General features: G+C 73.5%; 25 protein-coding genes. 8 read left to right on the top strand and 17 right to left on the bottom strand.

Annotated features, from left to right (window positions below):
• Positions 1–8: 8 nt before the first annotated feature.
• Together KG111_RS01860 and KG111_RS01855 are read right to left on the bottom strand one after the other, a co-directional pair.
• Complete coding sequence (locus KG111_RS01860) at positions 9–110, bottom strand: 30S ribosomal protein bS22 (RefSeq protein ID WP_008356322.1); 102 nt, start codon at positions 108–110, stop codon at positions 9–11.
• Between the two features lie 182 nt (positions 111–292).
• The gene (locus KG111_RS01855; RefSeq protein ID WP_205292382.1) at positions 293–508 is read right to left on the bottom strand and encodes a helix-turn-helix domain-containing protein; all 216 of its coding nucleotides are present in this window, start codon (positions 506–508) and stop codon (positions 293–295) included.
• Positions 509–725: 217 nt separating this feature from the next.
• Here KG111_RS01855 and KG111_RS01850 point away from each other — a divergent pair, with 217 nt between their 5' ends.
• Entirely contained in the window at positions 726–1439 is a 714-nt protein-coding gene (locus KG111_RS01850) for an HAD family hydrolase (protein WP_205292381.1), read from the top strand.
• Between the two features lie 25 nt (positions 1440–1464).
• Here the strand turns inward: KG111_RS01850 and proC are convergent, their stop codons facing one another.
• The 3 genes from proC to KG111_RS01835 all read right to left on the bottom strand — a co-directional run bounded on the left by proC (position 1465) and on the right by KG111_RS01835 (position 4200).
• Positions 1465–2271 carry a pyrroline-5-carboxylate reductase gene (gene proC / locus KG111_RS01845; protein WP_205292434.1) on the bottom strand — a complete coding sequence of 269 codons (807 nt, stop codon included), beginning with the start codon at positions 2269–2271 and terminating at the stop codon, positions 1465–1467.
• A 127-nt stretch (positions 2272–2398) separates the two neighbouring features.
• A complete protein-coding gene (locus KG111_RS01840; protein ID WP_249666260.1) occupies positions 2399–3265 on the bottom strand; it encodes a sugar phosphate isomerase/epimerase family protein in 867 nt (288 codons plus the stop codon).
• The gene (locus tag KG111_RS01835; RefSeq protein ID WP_205292380.1) at positions 3262–4200 is read right to left on the bottom strand and encodes a Ppx/GppA family phosphatase; all 939 of its coding nucleotides are present in this window, start codon (positions 4198–4200) and stop codon (positions 3262–3264) included. Before KG111_RS01835 ends, KG111_RS01840 begins: the two co-directional genes overlap by 4 nt.
• Positions 4201–4258: 58 nt before the next feature.
• On the opposite strand from KG111_RS01835, the gene KG111_RS01830 reads away from it, so the two are divergent.
• The 3 genes from KG111_RS01830 (at position 4259) to KG111_RS01820 (ending at position 6636) form a co-directional block, all read left to right on the top strand.
• The gene (locus tag KG111_RS01830) at positions 4259–5083 is read left to right on the top strand and encodes a DUF3109 family protein (protein WP_205292379.1); all 825 of its coding nucleotides are present in this window, start codon (positions 4259–4261) and stop codon (positions 5081–5083) included.
• 81 nt (positions 5084–5164) lie between these two features.
• Complete coding sequence (locus tag KG111_RS01825; protein WP_205292378.1) at positions 5165–5803, top strand: VOC family protein; 639 nt, start codon at positions 5165–5167, stop codon at positions 5801–5803.
• A gap of 8 nt (positions 5804–5811) precedes the next feature.
• On the top strand, positions 5812–6636 hold the full coding sequence (locus KG111_RS01820) for a class I SAM-dependent methyltransferase (RefSeq protein WP_249666259.1): 825 nt from the start codon (positions 5812–5814) through the stop codon (positions 6634–6636).
• 45 nt (positions 6637–6681) lie between these two features.
• Here the strand turns inward: KG111_RS01820 and KG111_RS01815 are convergent, their stop codons facing one another.
• The gene (locus tag KG111_RS01815; protein ID WP_205292377.1) at positions 6682–7764 is read right to left on the bottom strand and encodes a LacI family DNA-binding transcriptional regulator; all 1083 of its coding nucleotides are present in this window, start codon (positions 7762–7764) and stop codon (positions 6682–6684) included.
• 80 nt (positions 7765–7844) lie between these two features.
• Here KG111_RS01815 and radA point away from each other — a divergent pair, with 80 nt between their 5' ends.
• Positions 7845–9290 carry a DNA repair protein RadA gene (gene radA / locus KG111_RS01810; protein ID WP_205292376.1) on the top strand — a complete coding sequence of 482 codons (1446 nt, stop codon included), beginning with the start codon at positions 7845–7847 and terminating at the stop codon, positions 9288–9290.
• 154 nt (positions 9291–9444) lie between these two features.
• Entirely contained in the window at positions 9445–10518 is a 1074-nt protein-coding gene (disA, locus tag KG111_RS01805; RefSeq protein ID WP_205292375.1) for a DNA integrity scanning diadenylate cyclase DisA, read from the top strand.
• 38 nt (positions 10519–10556) lie between these two features.
• Here disA and KG111_RS01800 read toward each other — a convergent pair whose 3' ends face one another.
• Positions 10557–11393, bottom strand: a complete 837-nt coding sequence (locus KG111_RS01800; RefSeq protein ID WP_205292374.1) for a hypothetical protein — start codon at positions 11391–11393, stop codon at positions 10557–10559.
• A 77-nt stretch (positions 11394–11470) separates the two neighbouring features.
• On the opposite strand from KG111_RS01800, the gene KG111_RS01795 reads away from it, so the two are divergent.
• A complete protein-coding gene (locus tag KG111_RS01795; RefSeq protein WP_205292373.1) occupies positions 11471–12385 on the top strand; it encodes an HhH-GPD family protein in 915 nt (304 codons plus the stop codon).
• A 91-nt stretch (positions 12386–12476) separates the two neighbouring features.
• Here KG111_RS01795 and KG111_RS01790 read toward each other — a convergent pair whose 3' ends face one another.
• From KG111_RS01790 to KG111_RS01755, 8 genes are all read right to left on the bottom strand, one after another.
• Positions 12477–15020 (bottom strand): ATP-dependent Clp protease ATP-binding subunit, encoded by a 2544-nt coding sequence (locus KG111_RS01790; protein WP_205292372.1) that lies wholly within the window; start codon positions 15018–15020, stop codon positions 12477–12479.
• A gap of 213 nt (positions 15021–15233) precedes the next feature.
• Positions 15234–15566, bottom strand: a complete 333-nt coding sequence (locus KG111_RS01785; RefSeq protein WP_205292371.1) for a histone-like nucleoid-structuring protein Lsr2 — start codon at positions 15564–15566, stop codon at positions 15234–15236.
• 193 nt (positions 15567–15759) lie between these two features.
• Positions 15760–16536 carry a type III pantothenate kinase gene (locus KG111_RS01780; RefSeq protein WP_205292370.1) on the bottom strand — a complete coding sequence of 259 codons (777 nt, stop codon included), beginning with the start codon at positions 16534–16536 and terminating at the stop codon, positions 15760–15762.
• Positions 16537–16538: 2 nt separating this feature from the next.
• Positions 16539–17453 (bottom strand): carboxylating nicotinate-nucleotide diphosphorylase, encoded by a 915-nt coding sequence (gene nadC, locus KG111_RS01775; protein WP_205292369.1) that lies wholly within the window; start codon positions 17451–17453, stop codon positions 16539–16541.
• Positions 17450–19192 carry an L-aspartate oxidase gene (locus KG111_RS01770; protein ID WP_205292368.1) on the bottom strand — a complete coding sequence of 581 codons (1743 nt, stop codon included), beginning with the start codon at positions 19190–19192 and terminating at the stop codon, positions 17450–17452. The genes nadC and KG111_RS01770 overlap by 4 nt, the downstream gene beginning before the upstream one ends.
• A 26-nt stretch (positions 19193–19218) precedes the next feature.
• Entirely contained in the window at positions 19219–19638 is a 420-nt protein-coding gene (gene panD / locus KG111_RS01765; protein ID WP_205292367.1) for an aspartate 1-decarboxylase, read from the bottom strand.
• On the bottom strand, positions 19638–20588 hold the full coding sequence (panC, locus tag KG111_RS01760) for a pantoate--beta-alanine ligase (protein ID WP_205292366.1): 951 nt from the start codon (positions 20586–20588) through the stop codon (positions 19638–19640). Before panC ends, panD begins: the two co-directional genes overlap by 1 nt.
• Positions 20585–21520: a Rossmann-like and DUF2520 domain-containing protein gene (locus tag KG111_RS01755; RefSeq protein WP_205292365.1), complete on the bottom strand. Its 936-nt coding sequence runs from the start codon at positions 21518–21520 to the stop codon at positions 20585–20587. The genes panC and KG111_RS01755 overlap by 4 nt, the downstream gene beginning before the upstream one ends.
• Before the next feature lie 288 nt (positions 21521–21808).
• Here KG111_RS01755 and KG111_RS01750 point away from each other — a divergent pair, with 288 nt between their 5' ends.
• Positions 21809–23221 (top strand): bifunctional cytidylyltransferase/SDR family oxidoreductase, encoded by a 1413-nt coding sequence (locus KG111_RS01750; protein WP_205292364.1) that lies wholly within the window; start codon positions 21809–21811, stop codon positions 23219–23221.
• Positions 23222–23244: 23 nt separating this feature from the next.
• On the opposite strand, the gene KG111_RS01745 is transcribed toward KG111_RS01750, so the two are convergent.
• Positions 23245–24414 carry a hypothetical protein gene (locus KG111_RS01745; RefSeq protein ID WP_205292363.1) on the bottom strand — a complete coding sequence of 390 codons (1170 nt, stop codon included), beginning with the start codon at positions 24412–24414 and terminating at the stop codon, positions 23245–23247.
• A 3-nt stretch (positions 24415–24417) separates the two neighbouring features.
• Positions 24418–25614, bottom strand: coding sequence for a hypothetical protein (locus tag KG111_RS01740; protein ID WP_205292362.1), 1197 nt, complete (start codon positions 25612–25614; stop codon positions 24418–24420).
• Between the last annotated feature and the right edge of the window lie 7 nt (positions 25615–25621).

Here is a 25621-nt window from a genome sequence, read left to right as displayed (position 1 = left end):
CGGCTGTGTCACTTTCCGAGCTTGCGACGCTGGACGCGCGTCTTCTTCAGCAGCTTGCGGTGCTTCTTCTTCGCCATGCGCTTGCGACGCTTCTTGATGACAGAACCCACGTGGAACCTCTCCAGAGCACCGGGCGGCTTCGCCCGACGGAACACTCGAACCTCCGGGCATGCCCCGGAGCACGCGTCAGCCTATCGGGGTGGGCCTGAGACGGGGAATCAGCGTCCGTCGACGGGCCCGAAGGCGGTGTTGAAGGCAGTGCCCACCCCGCGGTGCGCCGAGACCTCCTCGCCTACCCAGCCGAGTAGAACGACTTGCGGAGGTACTCGTCGACGTCCTCCTCGGTGACCCGGAAGGACCGTCCCACCCGCACCGCCGGCAGGTCGCCGTTGTGGACCAGGCGGTAGACGGTCATCTTCGACACCCGCATCACGGCCGCGACCTCGGCGATCGTGAGGAACTTGGGGTCGGGCAGGGACTCGGTGCGCTCTCGCGACGATGGAGCCATGACAACCACGCTTTCTGCGCGTCCGTCGCCGCTCTTCCCCAGCGGCGGAGGCACGGACGCCTATGTGCGTGACAATAGGGCCAGATGTGACTGATGGGGAAGAGTTTTCATCTGTGAACTTCCGCGATTCCGGCGTGTCGGCTTGACCCTTGGGCCCCAGGCGCCGGTACGGCGGCGCCCTCCGGGCCGTCGGAGCCCCCTGGCAGACTCCTCGCCCATGACGTTCCGGGCGCTCCTCCTCGACCTGGACGACACCCTGGTCGACCACCGGGGCGCCGCCGAGCGAGGGCTGCGCGGCTGGCTGGCGGGGCTCGGGCTGGGCGGCGACACCGCCGAGACAGAGGCGCTCGTGGAGCGCTGGTTCACCCTCGAGGCGCGGCACTACCCCCGCGCCCAGCGCCGCGAGCTGAGCTACACCGAGCACCGCCGGGCGCGGGTCCGGGCGTTCCTGCCCGGCTGGGACCTCGCCGACGACGCCCTCGCCGACGAGGTGTACGGCGGCTTCCTCGACTGCTACCGCTCCGCGTGGCGCGCCTTCGCCGACGCCGCCGCGAGCATCGAGGCAGCGCTGGGCGCCGGGCTGCGGGTCGGCGTGCTCACCAACGGCGAGCACGCCGTGCAGAGCGAGAAGCTGCGCCGCACCGGTCTGCTGTACCCGGACGTAGCGGTGTTCGCCTCCTCCGCACTGCCCGCCGCCAAGCCCGACCGGCGTGCCTACGAGGCCGCCTGCCGCGGGCTGGGCGTGAGCCCCGAGACGACCCTGATGGTCGGCGACTCGCTGCGCCACGACGTCCTCGGCGCGCAGGCCGCCGGACTGCACGCCCGGCTGCTGCGCCGCCCCGGGCAGTACGACGCCACGCCGGTGCCGCACGGGGTGCGGGTGCTGCGCGGCCTGGACGAGCTGCGCTGGTCCGTCAGGCGCTCGGCCTGACCGACCACCGAACCGCGGGCTCGGTCTAGCCGCCGAGCTCGACCGAACGGTCGCGGCAGGCCTCCATGGCGGCCAGGAACGCGGCGCGCACGCCGTGGTCCTCCAGCTTGCGCACGGCGGCGGCGGTGGTGCCGGCGGGCGAGGTGACCTGCTCGCGCAGGACGGCCGGGTGCTCGCCGGTCTCGCTCAGCATCTCGGCCGCGCCGACCAGGGTCTGCACCGCCAGCTCGCGCGCGGTGGGGCGGGGCAGGCCGAGATGCACGCCGGCCTCGATCATCGCCTCGGCGACGAGGAAGACGTAGGCAGGACCGGAGCCGGAGACGGCGGTGACCGCGTCCTGCTGGCTCTCCGGGACACGGACGACCGCGCCGACCGCGGCGAGCAGGGCCTCGGCCTCGGCGAGGTGGGACTCCTCGCAGGCGCTGCCGGCGGAGAGGGCGGCGACCCCTTTGCCCACCAGGGCGGGCGTGTTCGGCATCACCCGGACCACGGCGACCCCGGCGGGGAGCAGGGACTCCAGCCGCGCGGTGGTGAGGCCGGCGGCCAGCGACACGACCAGCTGGCCGGGGCGCAGCGCCGGGCCGAGCTCGCCCAGCACCGCCGGCACGTCCTGCGGCTTGACCACCAGCAGCAGGGTGTCGGCGGCCGCGGCCGCGGCCAGGTCGTCGAAGACCGTGACGCCGTACCGCTCGGCGAGCTCGACGGCCCGCTCGGGCCGCTTCTCGACCACGACCAGGTCGTCGGCCGCTCGTCCGGAACGGATCAGGCCGGACAGCAGGGTCTCCCCCATCACGCCGGCACCGATCACTGCAGTCCGCCGGGTCTCGTTCATCGTCTGCGCGCTCACTTCCTGGAGGTCAAGGACACCAAGAACAGTCTCAGGTTCCCCGGTCGCTCCGCCAGTCGCCACCCCCGCGCGACTCAGTCGACCGTTCGGGCAGGCGGCCGGGGCAGGCGGGTCAGGCGGACGGGTCCGACCGTGCCGCGCCCGCGGGGTCGTGCACCGAGCGGGCGAGGTGCTCGCGGGCGAACGCCAGGGACTCGGCCAGGTCCGCCTCGCGCTCCTCGCGGGTGGAGCAGCGGCGGGTGTTGATCTCCAGCACCACCTCGCCGCCGAACCCGGTCGCGGCCAGGTGCTCCAGGAACTCCCTCGCGCCGGTGGTGCCGCGCCCGGGCACGAGGTGCTCGTCCCGGCCGGAGCCGGTGCCGTCGGTGAGGTGCACGTGGCGCAGCCGGGGACCCAGCCGCTGCGCCATGGCGACCGGGTCGTCGTGCGCGATCGCGGCGTGGGAGAGGTCGATGGTGGTGTTGGCGTAGGACTCCCCCGAGGGGTCCCAGCCGGGCAGGTACATCGCCAACCGGCGCCGCGAGGCGCGCCAGGGATACATGTTCTCCACCGCGAAGGCGATGCCGGTCGACTCCTCCAGCGCGGCGATGCCGTTGACGAAGTCTCGGGCGTACTCGCGCTGCCAGCGGAACGGCGGGTGCACGACGACCACCGCGGCCCCGACCTCCTGCGCCATGGCCGCGGACCGCTCGAGCTTGCCCCAGGGCTCGACGCCCCACACCGCCTGGGTGAACAGCAGGCAGGGCGCGTGCACCGCACTGACCGGCAGCCCGTGGTAGTCCGCGAGCTGACGCACCGCACCTGACTGCTGGGACAGCGAGTCGATGCCGACCATCACCTCGACCGCCTCGTAGCCGAGCGCGGCGGCGTAGCCGAAGGCGTGCGCCGTGGACTCGGGGTAGACCGAGCTGGTGGACAGCCCGATCCGGGGGCGGGCTCCGTCGTCGGGGCCGGTCGCGGGCCGGGACACGGCCCTCACGCCCCTTCGGTGACGCTGAGCTTGTCGATCCGCTCCAGGATCACGCCCTCGCGCAGCGCCCACGGGCAGATCTCGAGCTCGGCGAGGTCGAAGATGTCCATGCACGCCTCGGCGACGAGCGCACCGGGCAGGATCTGGTGGCTGCGGCTCGGCGAGACCCCGGGCAGCCCGGCGACCTCCTCGGGCGTCATCTCGACGAGCTTGGGGATCCAGCCGCGCAGCTCCGTCAGCGGGAGCATCCGGGCCACCAACGGCCCCTCGTCCGAGGAGGCGGCACCGCAGATCCGAGCCAGGGAGCGGAACGTCTTGGACGTGGCCGCGGCGCGATGGGTGGTGCCGACACGCAGCAGGTGGCCGGCGTCGCGCGCGATCTCCGTGCGGATCCGGCGACGTACGGCGCGCAGGTGCTCCTCGTCGGGGCGTGCGACGAACTCGCTGCGCGCCAGCCGGGCCGCGCCGAGCGGCAACGACCAGGCGACGTCGGGCCGCTCGTCGGTGCCGGCGGCGATCTCCAGCGAGCCGCCGCCGATGTCGAAGACGGCGAGCCGACCCGCGGACCAGCCGAACCAGCGTCGTACCGCCAGGAACGTGAGCCGGGCCTCGTCCTCGCCGGGCAGCACCGCGATCCGCACGCCGGTGCGCTCGGCGACGTGGTCCAGCACCTGCTCGGAGTTCCCGGCGTCGCGCACCGCGGAGGTGGCGAAACCCAGCAGCTCCTCGCAGCCCTTCTCCTCGGCGACCGCGAGGGCGTGCCCGGTGAAGGTGGTCAGCGCGTCGATGCCGGTGGCGGAGACGTCGCCCGCCTCGTCCAGGTGCTCGGCCAGCCGCAGCGGCTCCTTGTAGGAGTAGGCCGGCATCGGGGCGGAGCCGCCGTGAGCGTCGACGACCAGCAGGTGGCCGGTGTTGGAGCCGATGTCGAGCACGCCCAAGCGCATGCGTCCACGGTACTAGCCGGTCCAGGCGACCCCGGGGTTCCTGGCCTACATTGAGGCGGTGCCCGAGGTCCCGCTCGACTTCCCCCGCGCCTGGGTGGAGTTCACCAATCCCGCCGACGAGACCGAGGTGTTGCGCTGCGACCTGACGTGGCTGACGTCGTCGTACACCTGCATCTTCGGCGGCGGCTGTGCCGGCATCTACGCCGACGCCCCCGACGTCGGCTGCTGCACGCTGGGGGCGCACTTCGCCGACCGTGACGACGAGGAGCGGGTGGCCACGTTCGTCGACCAGCTCACCCCCGAACTCTGGCAGTTCCACCCCGGTCGCCCGGTGCGCCGCAAGGACTGGGTGGGCAAGGACGACGACGGCGAGCGCAAGACGCGCACGCACATCGTCGCCGGCCAGCAGGCGTGCGTGTTCGCCAACCGTGAGGACTTCGCCCCCGCGGGCGGCTCGGACGGTGGCACGGACGGTGGCACGGACGGTGGCACGGACGGTGGCGCGGGCGGCGCGGGGTGCGCGCTGCACTCGCTGGCGCTGGCGCTGGGTCGCAACCCACTGGAGACCAAGCCCGACGTGTGCTGGCAGCTGCCGATCCGGCGCACCTTCCGCGACGTGGAGCGGATGGACGGCACCAGCTACACCGAGGTCACCATCACCGAGTACGACCGCCGCGGCTGGGGGCCCGGCGGGCACGACCTGGACTGGTACTGCTCGGGGAACACCGAGGCGCACGTCGCGATGGAGCCGCTCTACGTCACCAACGAGCCGGAGCTGGTCGCGCTGATCGGCCGCGCGGCGTACGACGCCCTGGCGGTGCACTGCGAGGCGCACCTGCGCTCCCGCTCGGCGCTCGCGCTGCACCCCGCCGACCCGCACTGACCCCGCCGCTCCAACTCTCGACGTCAAGAGACCACGACCCCGCCGGACCCCGTTTCTCAGCGCATGCTCAGAATGTCTGACATGCGCCTCGACCACCTCTCCTACGCAGCCGGTCCCGACGGACTCGAGGGCACCGCAGCGCGCCTCGGCGCCGCCCTGGGCCAGGAGTTCACCGACGGCGGAGTGCACCCGCGCTTCGGCACCCGCAACATGATCCTGCCGCTCGCCGACGGGACCTACCTCGAGATCGTCGAGGTCCTCGACCACCCCGCCTCCGACAAGGCGCCGTTCGGGCAGGCCGTCCGGGCCCGCTCCGCCCTCGGCGGCGGCTGGCTCGGCTGGGCCGTGGCCGTGCCCGACATCTCCGTGGTCGAGGAGCGGCTGGGCCGCAAGGCCGCCCCCGGTTCGCGGCACCGCCCCGACGGCACCGCGCTGCGCTGGAAGCAGATCGGCATCAACGGCCTGATCGCCGACCCGCAGCTGCCGTTCTTCCTCGAGTGGGAGACCTCGGCGGACCTGCACCCCTCCTCCGGCGCCGACGGCTCGGTCTCCCTGGCCGGCATCGAGATCGCCGGCGACCCGCAGCGGGTCAGCGAGTGGCTCGGCGAGAGCGTCGAAGCGCCTCTGGAGGACGTGAAGGTCGACTGGGTGGCCCCGCACGGCACCCCGGGCATCCTCGCCGCACAGGTCCTCACGCCGAACGGCACCGTCCGGATCTGAGCACGCACGTGAGCGCCCGGCCGCTGCCGGGTGCGGTGGAGAGCCCCAACATCTGGCGGCACACCGCGACGTACGAGATCGAGAACAACGCCGCCGACCCCGACGGCCGCCTGTGGGCGGCGATGGAGCGGCGGGCGGACTGGACGGGGCGCACCGTCCTCGACCTCGGCTGCGGCACCGGCTTCCACCTGCCCCGCTTCGCCGCTACCGCGGCCCGGGTGATCGGCGTCGAGCCGCACCCCGGCCTGGTCGGGCTGGCCCGACGCCGGCTGCGCGCCCGCGGGGTGTCCGGCGCCGAGGTGCTGGCCGGCACCGCCCAGGACGTGCCGCTGCCCGATGCCAGCGTGGACGTCGTCCACGCCCGCTGGGCCTACTTCTTCGGCCGCGGCTGCGAGCCCGGCCTCGCCGAGATCGACCGGGTGCTGCGCCCCGGCGGCACGGCCCTGATCATCGACAACGACCCCTCCCGGTCCACCTTCGGCGCCTGGTTCCGGCGCGGCTTCGCCCACCTCGACCCGCCCGCACAGACCGAGCGCTTCTGGTCCTCCCGCGGCTGGACGCTGGACCGCGTCGACATGGGCTGGCGCTTCGAGCGCCGCGCCGACCTCGAGGCAGTCGTCCGGATCGAGCTGCCTCCCGCGGTCGCCGAGGAGGCGCTGTCCCACCACACCGGGCTGGAGGTCGACTACGCGGTCTGCCTGTGGAGCCGCACCCGGCCAGACGGCGTACGGCGTTCCGCCTCCCAAGCGGATTTGTCGGATCTCGGCGGATTCTCGACAAATCCGCTTGGGGCGCGGAGCCCCGCCGGCGGCTCCGGGCTCATCCTGGGCTGAGCAGCCCCGTCGGTCCCGGGCCCGGCACCCTCCGGCCCGCCACCCTCAGGTACGACGCACCGCGAGCGTCGGCGTCAGCAGCACCCCGCTCGGCTCGACGGTCGTGGAGCCCAGCAGCGCCGTGAGCGCCTCGACGAGCGCGACGGCGACCTGCTCCAGCGGCTGGCGCACCGAGGTCAGCCCCAGCACCTGTGCGACCTGGGAGTCGTCGAACCCGACGACCCCCATCCCGTCGGCGGCGCTCCCGCCGACGGCCAGCCCGCGGGCGTCGAGCTCGGCCAGCACCCCGACCGCCAGCGTGTCCGAGGCGCAGACGAAGGCGGTGGGGGCGCCCTCCCCGCTCCCGCCACCGCTCCCGCCACCGCTCCCGCCACCGGTGTCGTCGAGCAGGGCCGCCGCTGCACTGCGGCCGGCGTCCACGGTGTCCTCGACGGCCGCCTCCAGCCCGGCGGTGGACAACCCGTGCTCGGACATCGCGCGGTGCCAGCCGGCGCGGCGGTCATCCCCGATCGGCGAGCCGGGCGGCCACCCGATCCACGCGATCCGCCGGTGTCCGCGCCGGTGCACGTGCTCGGTGGCGGCCCGCACCCCGGCCGCGCCGTCGACATCGACCCAGGGGTGGGCGGCGTGCGGGTCGTCCCAGGGGCGGCCGAAGGCGACGAAGGGTGCGCCGCGGCGGGTCAGCCCGATCGTCTGCGGGTTGCCGAGGTAGGTGTCGGTGACCACGAACGCGTCCACCGCGGTGGAGCGGACGAGGTCGTCGTACCCGGCGAGCGGGTCGGGCCGCTCGCCCTCGGCGACCGGGCCGCCGGAGAAGAGCAGCACCTGGTGGCCGACCTGGCCGGCGGCCTCGACGAGGCTGCGCACGAAGCGGTCCATAGCCATGTTCGCGGTGAACTCCTGCGCCGGGCCCAGTCGCAGCCCGATCAGCCGCGAGGAGCGGGTGCGCAGCTGGCGGGCGGCCTGGTTGGGGGTGTAGCCGAGCTCGGCGATCACCGCCCGCACCCGGCTCAGCGTGTCCGGCCGGAGCAGGTCGGGGTTGTTGATCGCGTTCGACACGGTCTGCCGCGACACCCCCGCGCGCTCGGCGACGTCGGCGAGGGTGGCCGGCGTCCGAGGAGTCTCCACGCCGCGATCCTCCCACGCACCCGCCCTCGTCCCGGGTGTCGGCGCAGGTTCCGTCGGCCCCGTGCCCTAACGTCTGCGCCATGGCCGGTTCGAAAACACGTTCGACTTACCGCTGCGCTGAGTGCGGCTGGGAGACGGCGAAATGGGTGGGGCGCTGCGGTGAGTGCCAGGCATGGGGCTCGGTGGCGGAGGCCACGAGCGCCGCGGCCGGGCCCACCTCCCGCACCTCCGCCGCCCCGGTGACCTCGCCCGCCGTCCCGATCGGGCAGGTCAGCGCGGACGCCGCCGTGCACCACCGCTCCGGGGTGCCCGAGCTCGACCGGGTGCTCGGCGGCGGGCTGGTGCCCGGCGCCGCCGTGCTGCTGGCCGGTGAGCCCGGCGTCGGCAAGTCCACCCTGCTGCTGGAGGTCGCCGCCCGCACGGCGCAGCGCCGCCAGCGCACCCTCTACGTCACCGGCGAGGAGTCCGCCGCCCAGGTCCGGCTGCGCGCCGACCGCACCTCGGCGGTGCACGACGAGCTCTACCTCGCCGCCGAGACGGACCTCGGTGCGGTGCTGTCCCACATCGAGCAGGTGCGGCCCACGATGGTCGTCCTGGACTCCGTGCAGACCATCAGCGCCTCCGGCGTGGACGGGGTCCCGGGCGGGGTCACCCAGGTCAAGGAGGTCGCCCAGGCGCTGGTCCGGGTGGCCAAGAGCCGTGACATCACCGTCGTGCTGGTCGGCCACGTCACCAAGGACGGCGGCATCGCCGGCCCTCGCGTCCTGGAGCACCTCGTCGACGTGGTGCTGCACTTCGAGGGCGACCGCGACTCCCGGTTCCGGATGCTGCGTGCGGTGAAGAACCGGTTCGGCCCGGTCGACGAGGTCGGCTGCTTCGACCTGGGTCCCACCGGGATCACCGCGGTGGAGGACCCCACCGGGATCTTCACCGAGCGCCACCACGGCCGGGTGCCGGGCACGTGCGTGGCGGTGACCATGGAGGGCCGCCGGCCGCTGCTGGCCGAGGTGCAGTCCCTGGTCACCCTCTCCCCCAACGAGCGCCCCCGCCGTACGACGTCCGGGATCGACGGCAACCGGCTGGCGATGATCCTCGCCGTGCTGCAGCAGCACTGCGGGGTGCGACTGCACGCCCACGACGTGTTCGCCTCCACCGTCGGCGGCGCCCGGCTCACCGACCCGGGCAGCGACCTGGCGGTGGCGGTCGCGCTCGCCTCGGCCACCTTCGTCAGCGCGCCGCCGGCCGGCGTGGTGGCGATGGGCGAGATCGGGCTGTCCGGCGAGCTGCGCCGGGTGCGCGACCTGCCGCAGCGTCTCGCCGAGGCGGCGCGGCTGGGCTTTGCGATGGCCGTGGTGCCCGCCGACCCGGGCACCGCCCAGGGGGTGCGCCGGACCCACACCGACCGGATGGTCGAGGGCATGCGGGTGGTGGAGTCCCCCGACGTCGCCACCGCGCTGCGCCTGCTGCACCTGGACCGGCGCACCAAGCACGCGCTCGAGGTGGTCGACGGCGTGGACCGGCCCTGACCGGGCCGCACGGGCCGCCTCCCGAACGACGCCGAACAGCCTCCGGGCGGATATCGGACGCAGGCGCCGGGGCGGCGCGGATAAGGTACGAGCATCCGCGCCACGCGCCGGACCCCACAGCGCCCTGCACGCCGGATCCCGGGAGGAAGACCGCATGATCACGTCTGCCGACCCGCGGCTGCGCGAGGTGCTCGCCCGGATCGCTCCCGGCACCCCGCTGCGCGACGGCCTGGAGCGGATCCTGCGCGGACGCACCGGCGCCCTGATCGTGCTCGGGCAGGACAAGCTGGTCGAGACCCTGTGCACCGGCGGGTTCGAGCTGGACGTGCCCTTCACCGCCACCGGCCTGCGCGAGCTGGCGAAGATGGACGGCGCGATCATCGTGGACAACGGCGTCACCCGGATCATCCGGGCCGCGGTGCACCTGATGCCCGACCACTCGATCCCCTCCGAGGAGACCGGCACCCGGCACCGCACCGCCGAGCGGGTCGCCAAGCAGACCGGATTCCCGGTGATCTCGGTGTCGCAGTCGATGCAGATCATCGCCGCCTACGTCGGCCACACCCGCCACGTGCTCGAGGACTCCGGGCAGATCCTGTCCCGCGCCAACCAGGCCCTGGCCACCCTGGAGCGCTACAAGCTGCGCCTCGACGAGGTCTCCAGCACCCTCTCGGCGCTGGAGATCGAGGACCTGGTCACCGTCCGCGACGTGGCCGTGGTCGCGCAGCGACTGGAGATGGTCACCCGCATCGCCCGCGAGATCGAGGACTACGTGCTCGAGCTCGGCACCGACGGCCGGCTGCTCGCGCTCCAGCTCGAGGAGCTCATCACCGGCGTGGACACCGAGCGCGAGCTGGTGATCCGCGACTACGTGCCCTCGCGCCGCCGCAGCCGGGAGCCCGACGAGCTGCTCGCGAAGCTCGAAGGGCTCTCCGCCACCGACCTGGTGGACCCCTCGGCCGTGGCCAAGGTCCTCGGAATCGGCGCGGGTGAGCACCTCGACGGCGCCGTCGCGCCCCGCGGCTACCGGTTGCTCACCAAGGTCCCGCGCCTGCCCAGCAACGTCGTGGAGGGCCTGGTGGACCACTTCGGCACCCTGCAGAAGCTGCTGTCGGCCGGCATCGACGACCTGCAGGCCGTCGAGGGCGTCGGCGAGCTGCGCGCCCGCAGCGTGCGCGAGGGCCTGAGCCGGCTCGCCGAGTCCACCATCCTCGAGCGCTACGTCTGAGCGCCCCGGCGCCCTGGGCGCCCTGGGCGCCCTGGGCGTCAGTTGACCGGCTTCTTGGGCTTCTTCGTCTTCTCGGTGTTGCGGGGCTTCTCGGTCACCGTGACCGTGCGCGGCGCCGGCTTGGCCAGGGCGAACTCGGTCTCGGTGGGCTCGCCGCCCAGCGCCGCGGCCGCGATCGTGTAGTCGCCGGGCAGCAACCAGTCCGTGCGCTTGCTGCACCGGGCGTCGGACTTGCGCGCGTTCCAGGTCAGCGCGACCTCAGTGGCCACGGCGTTGCGCAGCACCACCGACTGCCGCGGCACCACCCGGCCGCACTGCAGGGTGGTCCACAGCGCCTTGCCGCCGGGGCGGGCGACCCGCACCACGACGGTCTTCGAGGTGACCTTCCAGGTGCAGGCCTCGCTCCGCTGCGTCTGCAGGGACAGCGTGAGGGCGACGTCGTGACCGGCCTCGGCGCCCTTGGCGACCGCGGGGGTGACCACGATGTCGGCGGGGTCGCACTCGCCCTGCGGCGCGGCCAGGGTCGGCGTGACCGGGGCGGTGGGCGACGCGGAGGCGTCCGCGCCGGTCGCTCCGGGACTCCCCTCACCGGCCGCGGCCTCTGTCTGACCCGCGGTCACGGTGCCGGTGGCGGAGACGCGGGCACCGGCCTGCTCCACGGCCACCGAGCGGCCGTCGTCCGAGCCGTCCGAGCCGGCGGTCAGCCAGCGGGCGATCACGAAGACGAGGGAGAAGGCCACGCCGAGCACGAAGGCGCGGCGACGCCAGTAGACGCCGGGCGGCAGCGGGCCGCGGGTCGTCCGCAGCCGGCCCCGGTCACCGCTCGAGCCCTGGGTTCGGCCTGCGCCGGGTCGGCGCTGGGACTTCGACGACATGGGGCCGACGCTAGCCACGCCGGATCGCCGATCCCGGCTGCCCCGCCGAGGGCGGTCGAAGTCACAATGGGCGGGCGATGACGACGAGCACCCGAGCGCCCCTGCCCACGCCCGAGCAGGACGTCCAGCGGGACCTGGTGGCCCCGATCCTCGACTGGTACGACGAGCACGCCCGCGACCTGCCCTGGCGCCGGCCCGAGGCCACGCCGTGGTCGGTGCTGGTCAGCGAGCTGATGCTGCAGCAGACCCCGGTCTCGCGGGTGCTGGCGGTGCACGAGGCGTGGCTGCAGCGCTGGCCCACCCCGGCGGCGCTGGCCGCCGAGCCCTCCGGGGAGGCGGTGCGCGCGTGGGGCCGGCTCGGCTACCCGCGCCGCGCGCTGCGGCTGCACGCGGCGGCCGTGGCGATCACCACCGAGCACGGCGGTGAGGTGCCGGCCGACCACGCCGCGCTGCTCGCCCTGCCCGGGGTCGGCGAGTACACCGCCGCCGCCGTCGCGGCCTTCGCGTTCGGCCAGCGCCAGGTCGTGCTGGACACCAACGTGCGCCGGGTGCTGGCCCGCACCGTCACTGGCACCGAGCTGCCCCCGCGCAGCCTGACCCGCGCCGAGCGGGACCTCGGCGCCGCCCTGCTGCCGGCGGACCCGCCGACGGCCGCGACCTGGTCGGTGGCCGTGATGGAGCTCGGCGCCCTGGTCTGCGTCGCGGAACGACCCCGCTGCGAGCAGTGCCCCGTGCGCGACGCCTGCGCCTGGCAGCTGGCCGGCGCGCCGTCGTACGACGGCCCGCCGCGGCGGGTGCAGACCTACGCCGGCACCGACCGGCAGTGCCGGGGCCGGTTGCTGGCCGTGCTGCGCGAGACCGAGGGCTCGGTCGACAAGGCCCGCCTCGACGTCGTGTGGGACGACGACGTGCAGCGCGAGCGGGCGCTGGCCTCGCTGCTGGCCGACGGCCTGGCGGTGCTCACCGACGAGGGCCGCTACGCCCTGCCCTGAGCCACCCGAGCGGCACCGGGGCGGACCTGGGCGAAAACGCCGGGACCCGGCCCGCCGAGGCGGACCGGGTCCCGGTCAGTGCAGGACGACGTCAGTCGCCGGCGGGGCGCTCACCCTCGCCGTCGCCGCCCTCGCCGACGGTCTCCAGCGGCGGCATGTCCGGCAGCGCGCCGACCTTCTGCCCGGCGAACGTGAAGGTCGCGGCCGGGCCGGCACCCTCGACGTCGACGAGCACGATCTGGCCGGGGCCGACCTCGCCGTACAGCATCTTCTCGGCGAGCACGTCCTCGATCTCGCGCTGGATCGTGCGGCGCAGCGGCCGGGCACCGAGGACCGGGTCGAACCCGCGCTCGGCGAGCAGCTTCTTCGCCGCCGAGGTGAGCTCCAGCTGCATGTCGCGGTCCTTGAGCCGCAGCTCGACGCCGGCGATCATGTTGTCCACCATCGCCACGATCTGCTGTTGCGACAGCGGCGGGAAGACGATGATCTCGTCGACGCGGTTGAGGAACTCGGGGCGGAAGTGCTGCTTGAGCTCGTCGGCCACCTTGCTCTTCATCCGGTCGTACGAGCCGGCGTCACCGGCCTGCTGGAAGCCCAGGTTCACGGACTTGTTGATGTCGCGGGTACCGAGGTTCGTGGTCATGATGATCACGGTGTTCTTGAAGTCCACGACCCGGCCCTGGGAGTCGGTCAGGCGACCTTCCTCCAGGATCTGCAGCAGCGAGTTGAAGATGTCCGGGTGGGCCTTCTCGACCTCGTCGAACAGCACCACCGAGAACGGCTTGCGGCGCACCTTCTCGGTCAGCTGGCCGCCCTCCTCGTAGCCGACGTAGCCCGGAGGCGAGCCGAAGAGGCGGGAGACGGTGTGCTTCTCGGAGAACTCGCTCATGTCGAGCTGGATCAGCGCGTCCTCGTCGCCGAACAGGAACTCCGCCAGCGTCTTGGACAGCCACGTCTTACCGACGCCCGAGGGGCCGGCGAAGATGAACGAGCCACCGGGACGCTTCGGGTCCTTCAGGCCGGCGCGGGTACGACGGATCGCCCGGGACAGCGCCCTGACGGCCTCGTCCTGGCCGATGACGCGCTTGTGCAGCTCGTCCTCCATCTTGAGCAGTCGGGTCGACTCCTCCTCGGAGAGCTTCACGATCGGGATGCCGGTCGCGACCGCCAGCACCTCGGCGATCAGCTCCTCGTCGACCTCCGCGACCTCGTCCATGTCACCGGAGCGCCACTGCTTCTCGCGGTCCGACTTGGCCAGGATGAGCTGCTTCTCCTCGTCGCGCAGGCGCGCCGCGGCCTCGAAGTCCTGGCCGTCGATCGCGGCCTCCTTGCGCTTGCGGACCTCGGCGATCTTGTCGTCGTACTCGCGCAGGTCGGCCGGGGCCGTCATCCGGCGGATGCGCAGCCGCGAGCCGGCCTCGTCGATGAGGTCGATCGCCTTGTCGGGCAGGAAGCGGTCGGAGATGTAGCGGTCGGCCAGGGTGGCCGCGGAGACCAGCGCCTCGTCGGTGATGGTCACCCGGTGGTGCGCCTCGTAACGGTCCCGGATGCCCTTGAGCATCTCGATCGTGTCGGCGATCGACGGCTCGGGCACCTGGATCGGCTGGAAGCGGCGCTCCAGCGCGGCGTCCTTCTCGAGGTATTTGCGGTACTCGTCGAGGGTGGTCGCACCGATGGTCTGCAGCTCGCCGCGGGCCAGCATCGGCTTGAGGATGCTGGCGGCGTCGATCGCGCCCTCGGCCGCGCCGGCCCCGACGAGGGTGTGGATCTCGTCGATGAACAGAACGATGTCGCCGCGGGTGCGGATCTCCTTGAGGACCTTCTTCAGGCGCTCCTCGAAGTCACCGCGGTAGCGCGAGCCGGCGACCAGGGCACCCAGGTCCAGGGTGTAGATCTGCTTGTCCTTCAGCGTCTCGGGCACATCGCCCTTGACGATGTCCTGGGCCAGGCCCTCGACGATGGACGTCTTGCCGACGCCCGGCTCGCCGATCAGGACCGGGTTGTTCTTGGTGCGGCGCGAGAGCACCTGCATGACCCGCTCGATCTGGGCGCTTCGGCCGATGATCGGGTCGAGCTTGCCCTCGCGGGCGTCCTGGGTGAGGTTGCGGCCGAACTGGTCGAGGACCAGCGACGACGACGGCGCGTCCGAGCCGGACGTGCTGCCCGAGGCCGACGCGGTCGAGCCGCTCTCCTTGCCCTGGAAGCCCGAGAGCAGCTGGATGACCTGCTGGCGGACCCGGTTCAGGTCGGCACCGAGCTTCTGCAGCACCTGGGCGGCGACGCCCTCGCCCTCACGGATCAGGCCGAGCAGGATGTGCTCGGTGCCGATGTAGGAGTGGCCCAGCTGCAGCGCCTCGCGCAGGGACAGCTCGAGGACCTTCTTGGCCCGCGGCGTGAAGGGGATGTGGCCGGACGGGGCCTGCTGGCCCTGACCGATGATCTCCTCGACCTGAGCGCGCACGGCCTCGAGCGAGATGTCGAGCGACTCCAGCGCCTTGGCGGCGACTCCCTCGCCCTCGTGGATGAGACCGAGCAGGATGTGCTCGGTCCCGATGTAGTTGTGGGAGAGCATGCGGGCCTCTTCCTGGGCCAGCACGACCACCCTGCGGGCTCGGTCAGTGAACCGCTCGAACATCAGCACGCTCCTCACACGTCACAAGGTTGTTCATGGGATACAACCCCGCCGACAGCCTACGCGTTCCATCACAGCCACTCGTTTCCGTCCGCTGTCAGCGAACGGGCGGCTCAGGTGGTGCCGGGCCACCACCCCCGACGGAACGAGCCGTGCCCTCCCCCGAGCGGGAGAGGGCACGGCTCGTCAGCGGGTCCGGACCTGGTCCGGGTCTGCTCAGTTGGCCTTGTCGTAGGCCTCGCGCACGTCGGCGGGGATGCGGCCGCGGTCGGGCACCTCGAAGCCGTTGGCGCGCGCCCACTCGCGCACGTCCTTGGCGGACGGGCCGCCGGCGTCGCCGCCGGACTTCGCGCGCTTCGCGCCGCCGCCGCTGCGGCCGACCTTGCGGGCGTGCCCGACGTACGTCGCGAGCGCCTCACGCAGCTTCTCCGCGTTGTCGTCGTTCAGGTCGATCTCGTAATTGGCGCCGTCGACGCCGAAGGAGACCGTCTGCGTCGCCTCGCTGCCGTCGATGTCGTCGACGAGGATGATGTTGACCTTCTGCGCCATTGCTCTTGGCCTTCCTTAAGGAGTCTGCGACCGCGACGGTGAATACCGCGGCCCCGATATCAGGGCACGCCCCGAGCCAGCACCTGATATCGGGCGGATAACGAATATTGCACCTCATCGGACAGCTTTTCCGCAAATGCGAGCGCGATTATCGACGCGATTCGCCCGATTCAGGTTGGTGAACGGTCCCTTTTCAGCGCTGATTGCGCGTGAAGACCATCTCCAGCCCGCGCAGTGTCAGCGCGGGATCGTGCAGGGTGAAGCAGCGGCACTCGTCGTACACGAGGCGGGCGAGATATCCGGTGGCGATCACCTCGACGTCGGCGACGTCGCAGCCCAACGACTCCACGATCCGCGCCACCATGCCCTCGACCTGGCTGGCGACGCCGAAGACCATGCCCGACTGCAGCGCCTCGACGGTGTTCTTGCCGATCACTCCGCGGGGGCGCACCAGCTCCACCATGCGCAGCTGGGCACCGCCGCGGCTCAGCGCCTCCAGGGAATTCTCCAGTCCCGGGGTGATCGCCCCGCCGACATAGCGGCCCTGGGCGTCGATGACGTCGTAGGTGGTCGCGGTGCCACCGAAGTCGACCACGACCGCCGGCCCCGAGCACGCCGCCGCTGCGGCCACCGCATTCACGATCCGGTCCGAGCCGACCTCGCGCGGATTGTCGACCAGGATCGGCACCCCGGTGCGGATTCCGGGCTCGACAATCACCCGCGGCAGGTCGGCGAAATGCACGGCGCACATCTCGCGCCACGCATTCAGCACCGACGGCACGGTGGCGCACACCGCCAGCCCGTCGACGTCGCTGGCCCGCTCCTCGAGCAGGCCCCGGATGACCACGGCCCACTCGTCCGGGGTGCGCCGCTCGTCGGTGGAGACCCGCCAGCTCGCCAGGACCTCGCCCTCGAAGAGCAGTCCGAGGACGGTGTGGGCGTTGCCGATGTCGGCGGCGAGCAGGGCCACGGCTACTCCGTCCTGAAGTCCAGCCCGAGGTCGAACACCGTCACCGAGTGCGTCAGCGCACCGACGGAGATGAAGTCGACGCCGGTCTCGGCGACCTCTCGGGCCCGTGCCAGGGTGAGCCCGCCGGAGGCCTCCAGCACCGCGTGGCCCCCGGCCGCGGCGTTGATCCGCACCGCCTCGGCCATGTCTGCGGTGGACATGTTGTCGAGCAGCACCTCGGTGCAGCCGGCGGCGAGCACGGCCCGCAGCTCGTCGAGGTCCTGGACCTCGACCTCGACCCGCAGGCCCGGGTTCGCCGCGACGACGGCGCGGTAGGCCTCCACCACTCCCCCGGCGGCGACGGCGTGGTTGTCCTTGACCATCGCCCGGTCGACGAGGCTGAACCGGTGGTTGACGCCGCCGCCGCAGCGCACCGCGTACTTCTGCAGCGCCCGCCAGCCGGGCAGCGTCTTGCGGGTGTCGAGCACCTTCGCGCGGGTGCCGGCCAGCGCGTCCACCCACCGCGAGGTGGCGGTGGCGACCCCGGACAGGTGGGAGGCGAAGTTGAGCGCGGTCCGCTCGGCGGTGAGCACGCCCTGCACCGGCCCGGCCACGGTGAGCACGACGTCGCCCGGGTCGACCCGCGTGCCGTCGGGCACCCGGCCGGTGATCTCGACGGTGTCGCCGAGGGCGTAGACGAACGCGAGCTCCGCGATCGCCAGGCCCGCCACCACGCCGGTCTCCCGGGCAGCGAAGTCGGCCACCGCGCGGCCCATGTCGCCCACCGCCGCGCTGGTGACGTCGTCGACGCCACCGGGCAGGTCCTCCTCGAAGGCCAGCGCCACGTGGGTGTGGACCGCGCGCGGGTCCAGCCCCGCGTCGGCGATCTCGGCGACCAGCGCGGCCGGCAGGTCGTCGTACGGCGTCCGGGCGATCATGGGTGCTCTCCCTGCTGGGGCTGGTCCTGCTCGTCGGCGAGCCCGAGGTCGGTGGGCGGTTCCGGGGCGAAGGAGACGGTGGTGACGCCGTCGTGCATCCGCACGTCGAAGTGGCCGGCCCACTGCTCGTCGTCGCGCTCGCCGAAGTCCTCGCGCCAGTGCGAGCCGCGGGTCTCCTCGCGCAGCGCGGCGGCGTCGGCCAGCGCCGCGCTGATGGTGAGCAGGTTGGTGGCCTCCCAGGCGCGCAGGTCGACGGTCTCGGCGTCGTGGCCGCTGAGCTTGTCGAGCAGGACGGTCGCCTCGGCCAGCCCCGGCGCGGTGCGCAGCACCCCGACCTTGGCGCTCATCGTCTCCTGCACCTCGCGGCGCGCGTCGCCGGCGACCAGGCCGGGCGTACGACGGTCCTCGCCGGGAGTGCGCCAGGCGGGCAGCTCGGCGGGCAGGACGTCGGCGATGCGCCGGGAGAAGACCAGGCCCTCCAGCAGCGAGTTGGAGGCGAGCCGGTTGGCGCCGTGCACGCCGGAGCAGGCGACCTCGCCGGTGGCGTAGAGGCCCGGCACGTCGGTGCGGCCGAACAGGTCGGTGCGCACCCCGCCGGAGGCGTAGTGGCAGGCCGGGGCGACCGGGATGAGCTGGGTGACCGGGTCGACGCCGTGGGAGCGGGCGGTGGCCAGGATCGTGGGGAACCGGCGCTCCCAGAAGGCCTGCCCGAGGTGCCGGGCGTCCAGCCACATGTGCGGTCGGCCGGTCTGCAGCATCCGCTTCATGATCGCCTTGGCGACGACGTCGCGCGGCGCCAGGTCGGCCAGCGGGTGCACGCCCGGCATGAGCCGGCTGCCGCCCTCCTCGGGCAGTCCGTCCACCAGGAACGCGCCCTCCCCGCGCACCGCCTCGGAGATGAGCGGCTGCTGGCCGCGGGAGCCGGGGCCCAGGTACATCACCGTGGGGTGGAACTGCACGAACTCCAGGTCCCGCAGCGTCGCCCCGGCCCGCAGCGCGAGCGCCATGCCGTCGCCGGTGGCGACGGCGGGGTTGGTGGTCTGCGAGAACACCTGGCCCAGGCCGCCGCTGGCCAGCACGACGGCCCGGCAGTGCACGGCGCCGACGCCGTCGCGCTCGCCCTCGCCGATCACGTGCAGGGTCAGCCCGGCCACGCCGGTGACGCCCGCCTCGTCCTCGCCGAGCAGCAGGTCGACGGCCAGCGCGTGCTGGATCACCTCGATGTCGGGGGCGGCCTCGACGGCCGCGATCAGCGCCCGCTGGATCTCCGCGCCGGTGGCGTCGCCGCCGGCGTGCGCGATCCGGTCCCGGTGGTGGCCGCCCTCGCGGGTCAGCGACAGCTCGCCGGTGTCGGTGTGGTCGAAGTTGGTGCCCAGCGCGATCAGCTCGCGCACGGCCTCGGGCCCCTCGGTGACCAGCGCGCGCACGGCGGCGGAGTCGCAGGCACCGGCTCCGGCGACCAGGGTGTCCGCCTCGTGCTCGGCCGGGGTGTCGCCGGGGCCGAGCGCCGCCGCGATGCCGCCTTGGGCCCACTGGGTGGAGCCGGCGTTGAGCACCGCCTTGGTCACCACGAGGACCTTGTCGACCTGCCCGCGCAGGCGCAGGGCCGCGGTCAGCCCCGCGATCCCGGAGCCGACGATGACGACGTCGGCGCGGGTGGTCCAGCCGGGGTCGGGCGCGACGAGACGACCGGGAAGGCGTCGTACGGCGGCGGGCACTCCCTCAGACCCCTCAGGCATCCCTGCAGGCTACTTCGGCGGCCGGCTCAGCGGCCCGCGGTGACGTCGCCGCGGGACAGCGAGGCGTCGCCGAAGGTCTCCGCCGGGTCGAACCCGGTGGCCAGGATCTTGTTGTCGACGTCGACGAAGACGACGTGCGGCTGGTGCTCGCGCGCCTCCTCGGTGCTCATCTGGCCGTAGCCGATGAGGATGACCAGGTCGCCGGGGTGCACGAGCCGGGCGGCGGCGCCGTTGATGCCGATCACGCCGCTGCCGCGCTCGCCGGCGATCGTGTAGGTCTCCAGCCGGGCGCCGTTGGTGATGTCGACGATGTGCACGAGCTCGCCCGGAAGCAGGTCTGCGGCGTCGAGGAGGTCCTCGTCCACGGTCACCGAGCCCACGTAGTGCAGGTCGGCCTGGGTCACCGTCGCGCGGTGGATCTTGCTCGTCATCATCGTGCGCAGCATCAGCTGACTCCCTCGTCGGTGTTCTCGGAGCGGGCGGTGGCGCCCGCAGGTTCGCGCAGGACCAGGTCCAGGTTGTCGATCAGTCGGGTGGTGCCCACCCGGGCCGCGACCAGCGCCCGGGCCGGGGTGCCGGGGGCGGGGTCCGCGTCGAGCTCGTCCAGGCCGGGGCCGAGCACGGTGAAGTAGTCGACCTCGACGCCCTCGGTGCACGCCAGCTCCTCACGACCCGCGGCCAGCGCGGCGGCGAGGCCGTCGGCGGCGCCGGCGGCGCGGGCGGCGAACAGGGCCCGGCTGAGCGCGACCGCGGCCCGCCGGGGCTCGTCGTCGAGGTACCGGTTGCGGCTGGAGCGGGCCAGGCCGTCGCCCTCGCGGTCGGTGGGCGCGCCGAGCACCTCCACGCCCAGGCACAGGTCCTCGGCCATCCGACGGATCAGGGCGAGCTGCTGGAAGTCCTTCTCGCCGAACACGGCGGCGTCGGGCCGCACGAGGCCGAACAGCTTGGCGACCACGGTGAGCACGCCACGGAAGTGGCCGGGCCGGCTGGCGCCCTCCAGGCGACCGGCGATCGGGCCGGGGTCGACGGTGACGGCGTTGGAGGCGCTGCCGGGGTGCGGCACGCCGTCGGGGTACATCTCCTCGACGCTGGGGGCGAACACCACGTCGACGCCCTCGGCGGCGGTGAGCTCGAGGTCGGCCTCCAGGGTGCGCGGGTAGCGGTCCAGGTCCTCGTCGGGGCCGAACTGCAGCGGGTTGACGAAGATGGACACCACGACCGAGCCGTCGGCGCCGGCGCGCCGCCGGGCCGCGCGCATGAGCGTGGCGTGCCCCTCGTGCAGGGCGCCCATGGTGGGCACCAGCACGACGGGACCGGGACGCGAGCGCAGCGCGGTGAGCAGGCTCGCGAGGTCCGCCCGGCTGCATGCGACAGCGGGCTGGGCGGCGTCGGTCATGCCTGCTCGGCCTCGAGGCGGGTGCGCATCGCGGCGTGGCCGCGGGCCAGGTGCGGGTTCTCGTCGTACCCGGCGAGGACGCCGGCCATCGTGTGCGCCCGGATCGGCAGCAGCCGGCCGTCGGTGACCGCCCGGTCGAGGGTGGCCCACGCCATCGCGACGTACGACGGCAGCGTGTCGGGCGCGTTGGCGGCGATGTCGGCCAGGTGGGCCGCCACCGTCTGCACGTCGCCACGCACGATGGGGCCGGTCAGGGCGGCATCGCCGTGCGCCAGCGCGTTGTCCAGCGCGGCGTCGAGGAGCGGGCGCAGCGTGCCGGCGGGGTCGTCCACACCGGCGGCGGCCAGCAGGCCCATCGCCTCGCTGACCAGCGTGACCAGGTGGTTGGCACCGTGCGCCAGCCCTGCGTGGTAGAGCGTGCGCATCGACTCGGGCACCCAGTTGGCGGTGCCGCCGAGGTCGGCGACCAGCCCCTGGGCGATCTCGCGCTCCTCGGGGCCGGCGGTGAGGCCGAACACGCAGCCGTGCAACCGGTCGAGGTCCACGGCGGTCCCGGTGAACGTCATGGCGGGGTGCAGGGCGATCACCCGCGCGCCCAGCGCGGCGGCGGGGGCGAGCACGGCCAGGCCGTGCCGCCCGGAGGTGTGCGCCACGACCTGTCCGGCGTGCAGGGCGCCGCTGGCGGCCAGCACCTGCACCACGTTGGGCAGCATGTCGTCGGGGACGGTGAGCAGCAGCAGCTCGGCGTCGCGGGCGACGTCGGAGGGCTTGCGCAGCACGACCCCGGGCAGCAGGTCGGCGGCGCGGGAGCGGGAGGCGTCCGACTCGCCGGCGGCGGAGACGACGGTGTGGCCGGCGGAGCGCAGCCCGGCGGCGAGGACGGATCCGACGCGACCAGCGCCGATCACGCCCACACGGAAGGGGTGGGACATGGTGTGAACCTTTCGTTCCCGTCCCTCCGACCACTCCGCCCCTGCGGGCCGGAGCCGGTGTGGGTACCGGACGTTGTGCTCAGCTTGCGCCCCGGGGGCCCGGAGCGGGGCCAACGGTACGCCCAGACCGAAGCGGTGGATACCGCCCGGACGGTGGCCTGCATCACAGCGTGGGCGCCGGTCGGTGCCGGTGCGGCGCCGGTGCTTCGGGGAGGCCGGCCTCGCTGTGGGAGACTCGCGACGCCCCGGGGCGGTCCCGGGACGCGAACGGGAAGGACCTGGCTGAGCATGTCGACACCTGTGAAGAACGTGGGGGTGCTCCTCGCAGGCGGCGTCGGCAGCCGGGTCGGCCTGGACATCCCCAAGCAGCTGATCAAGGTGGCCGGCAAGACGCTGCTCGAGCACACCCTGGTCGCGTTGCACGACCACCCTGACGTCGACGAGGTCCTGGTGATGATGACCCCGGGCCACACCGACGCGGTGCGTGACATCGTCCGCAAGGCCGGGTTCGAGAAGGTGACCGCGATCCTGGAGGGCGGGGAGACCCGCAACGCCACCACCCAGCGCGCCATCGACCACCTCAGCGCGCAGCACGACCCGGCGTCGGTGCGGATCCTGCTGCACGACGCGGTCCGGCCGCTGGTCACCCCGCGGATCATCGGCGAGTGCTTCGCCGCGCTGGCCGACTACCCGGCGGTCGACGTGGCGATCCCCTCCGCCGACACCATCATCGAGGTCGCGCCCGACGACACGATCCGCAGCATCCCGCCGCGGGCCGCGCTGCGCCGCGGCCAGACGCCGCAGGCGTTCCGGCTCGACGTGCTGGCCCGCGCCTACGAGCTCGCCGACGCGGACCCGGACTTCACCGCCACCGACGACTGCAGCGTGGTGCTGCGCTACCTGCCCGACGAGCCGATCATCGTGGTGCACGGCGACGACCGGAACATGAAGGTCACCGAGCCGATCGACGTCTTCATCGCCGACAAGCTCTTCCAGCTGACCGGCATCGACCTGCCGCGTGGCCGCGACGAGGCGGGCTACGCCGAGGCGTTCAAGGGCAAGACGATGGTCGTCTTCGGTGGCAGCTACGGCATCGGCGCCGACATCGCCGCGCTGGCGTCGTCGTACGGCGCCACGGTGCTCAGCTACAGCCGCTCGACCACGGGCACCGACGTGGGCCGGCGCGCCGACATCGCCGCGGCCGCCGAGGACGCGATCACCAAGGCCGGCTCCATCGACTTCGTGGTCAACACCGCCGGCGTGCTGCCCCGCGGCTCGCTGCTGGAGACCAGCGAGGAGACGGTCTACGCCGCCACCGACATCAACTACCTCGGCCCGATCTTCATCGCCCAGGAGTTCTACCCGCACCTGCTGGCCTCGAAGGGCTCGCTGCTGCTGTTCACCTCCAGCTCCTACACCCGCGGCCGGGGCGGCTACAGCCTCTACTCCTCGGCGAAGGCGGCGACGGTGAACCTGACCCAGGCGTTGGCCGACGAGTGGGCCGAGGACGGGGTGCGGGTCAACTGCATCAACCCCGAGCGCACTGCGACCCCGATGCGCACCAAGGCGTTCGGCGCCGAGCCGCCGGGCACCCTGCTGGAGTCGGAGGCCGTCGCGCGCACCTCCGTCGACGTGCTCCTCTCCGACCAGTCCGGCCACGTCTACGACGTGCGCAAGGACGACCCCTTCGCCCTGGACTGAGGCCGGACCGCACCTGAGCCGGCTCAGCGGCGCCGCAGCCGGCGGCGCACGCGCCGGGCGAGCTCGCGGGCCAGCTCCCGACCGCCGGCGTCCTCGAGGGTGCGGCCGCTCGGCGTCGCGGACGGCGGCGGCTCGGTGAGCGCGACGCGGAAGAGCTCGTCGAGCATCCGGCCGGCGGAGTCGAGGTCGACCTGGGCCGGCACCGCGGCCTCGTCGGGGAAGCGCTCCGGGTCCACCAGCAGGTGACGCACGTCGCCGACGACGGTGGCCGCGGAGGCCGCAAGCGCCTCACCCCAGGCGTGGGCGTACTCGTTGGCCTGCTCCGCGGCCCAGCGCGGCACCGTGATCGGGTACGGCGTCGCCCCGTCGGCGATGTCCTGGAGCCCGACCCGGCGCAGGTCGCCGGCGGTGCGCATCCACGTGTCCCGGTCGCCGCCGGCGCGGGCGTAGTGCGCGGCGAAGCGGCGCAGCAGCTCGGCCTCGGGGAACGGCAGGGAGCGGTTGCTGCCCGCAGGTGCCTGCAGCAGGCCGGCCGGCACCCCGAGCAGCCGCTCGAACACCCGCAGCACCCCGTCGCGATCGTTCGGGGCGGGGATGACGAACACCAGGTTCTCCTCGCCGTACACCGCGCCCCACTGCTCGAGGATCCGGCGCGGGCTGAACCGGTGCAGCACGAGGTGCTCGGCGGGGCCGGTGGCGTGCACGGTGCCGTCGACCCCGACCTCGGCGAACCGCTGGCGCAGCCACGTCTCCAGGCCGGCGGTGTTGCCGCGGCGCAGGCCCTGCTGCCAGCGCGAGGACAGCTGGGGTGCGAGCGCGCGCAGGGTGGTGACGATGTGCGCCCGGTCGCCGAGCTGCTCGGCCAGGTAGGCGATGCGCTGCGGGGAGGCGGTGGACAGCGACTCACTCGACCAGAACGTCACCCGGGACGGACAGGTGCGGAACTCCAGGGCGAGCTCGGCCCAGCGTGCCTCGGCCGGTGCCCAGTACGACGGCACCTCACCGGTCGCGGTCAGCGCGACCCGGCGCTCGTGCTGTCCGCGGGAGACGTTGTGCGCGCCGCGGGCCTCCAGCTCGTCGCGGGTGTTCCACAACGCGGCCTGCAGCGCGGTCGTGCCGGTCTTCGGCAGTCCGATGTGCAGCAGCCGGCCACCGTCGGGCAGGACAGGCACGGCGTCGAGGTGCTCGGTCACGGCTCAGTCGGTGCCGGCGGTGTCCCGGCGCACCGCACGACGGGCCCGCTGCGCGGCACGGCGGCGCAGCTCGGCGAGCATCTCCCGGCCGCCGTACTGGCCGAGCTCGGTGCGCAGCAGGGTGCGCCGGTTCGCGGCGTGCTGCTCCATCGCCGCCACCAGGACGTCGGCCATCCGCCCGGCGGTCTCGATGCTGACCCGGGTCGGGGTGTCGGAGTGCTCGGGGTAGTCGAGGGGGTCCACGAGCAGGGCGGAGAGGTCGCCGACGACGGTGGCGTCGGACTCCTCGGCGGCCAAGATCCAGTCGGCGGCGTAGTCGTTGCACAGCTCCGCAGCCCAGCGCGGCGGCCGGATCGGGTAGGGCTCGGCCTCCAGCGCCAGCTCACGCAGGCCGGCGCGGGCCAGCGTGCCGATCGCCAGCATCCACTCGCCGTGCTCGCCACCGCGGTCGGTGTAGGCGCGGTTGAACGTGCGCAGCATCTCCGCCTCGGGGTAGGGCAGCGACGCGTTGTCCAGCACGGGGGCACGCAGGATCTCCGGCACGCCGGTGAGCGCCTCGAAGGAGCGCAGGTTGCGGGTGCGGTCGTGTGCGTCGGCGACGACGAGGACCAGGTTCTCCTCGCCGAACACCGCGCCCCACTCCGCCACGACCCGGCGCAGGCTGAACCGGTGGATCTGCGGCATCACGCGGTCCCACTCGACGGTGACCTCGCCGTCGGGGCGCACCGCGTCGAAGTGCTTGCGCAGCCACGGGTCCAGCGGCTCGGTCCCGCGCCGGCGCAGGATCTCCTGCCACTGCGAGACCAGCAGCCGCGCCAGCGGGCGGACGGTGACCATGATCCGGGTGTCGGGCCCGAGGCGCTCGGCGAGGTGGGCGATCCGGTCCGGCCCGGCCTGGCTCAGCGCCTCGCTGGACCAGAAGGTGCACCGCGCCGAGGAGGTGCGGAACTGCTCGGCGAGCTCGTCCCAGCGCCGCTCCCAGCGCTCGCGGCGCCAGTCCGGGTAGTAGCCGGGCAGCGTGCCGGCCGCGACCATGGCGACCTCGAGCTCGTGCGCGTTGGTGCTGACGTTGTGGACGCCGAGCTCCTCGAGCCGGTCGCGGGCGGCGTCGACGGCCCCCTGCAACGCGGTCGTGCCCGTCTTCGGCATCCCGATGTGCAGCAGTCGCGCACCCTGCGGGAGTGCTTCGGGCAGATCCACCGAGCGC

It is taken from the genome of Nocardioides faecalis, from assembly GCF_018388425.1.
GTDB classification, from domain to species: Bacteria; Actinomycetota; Actinomycetes; order Propionibacteriales; family Nocardioidaceae; genus Nocardioides; species Nocardioides faecalis.
This window is presented reverse-complemented; position numbering and strand designations above follow the sequence as displayed.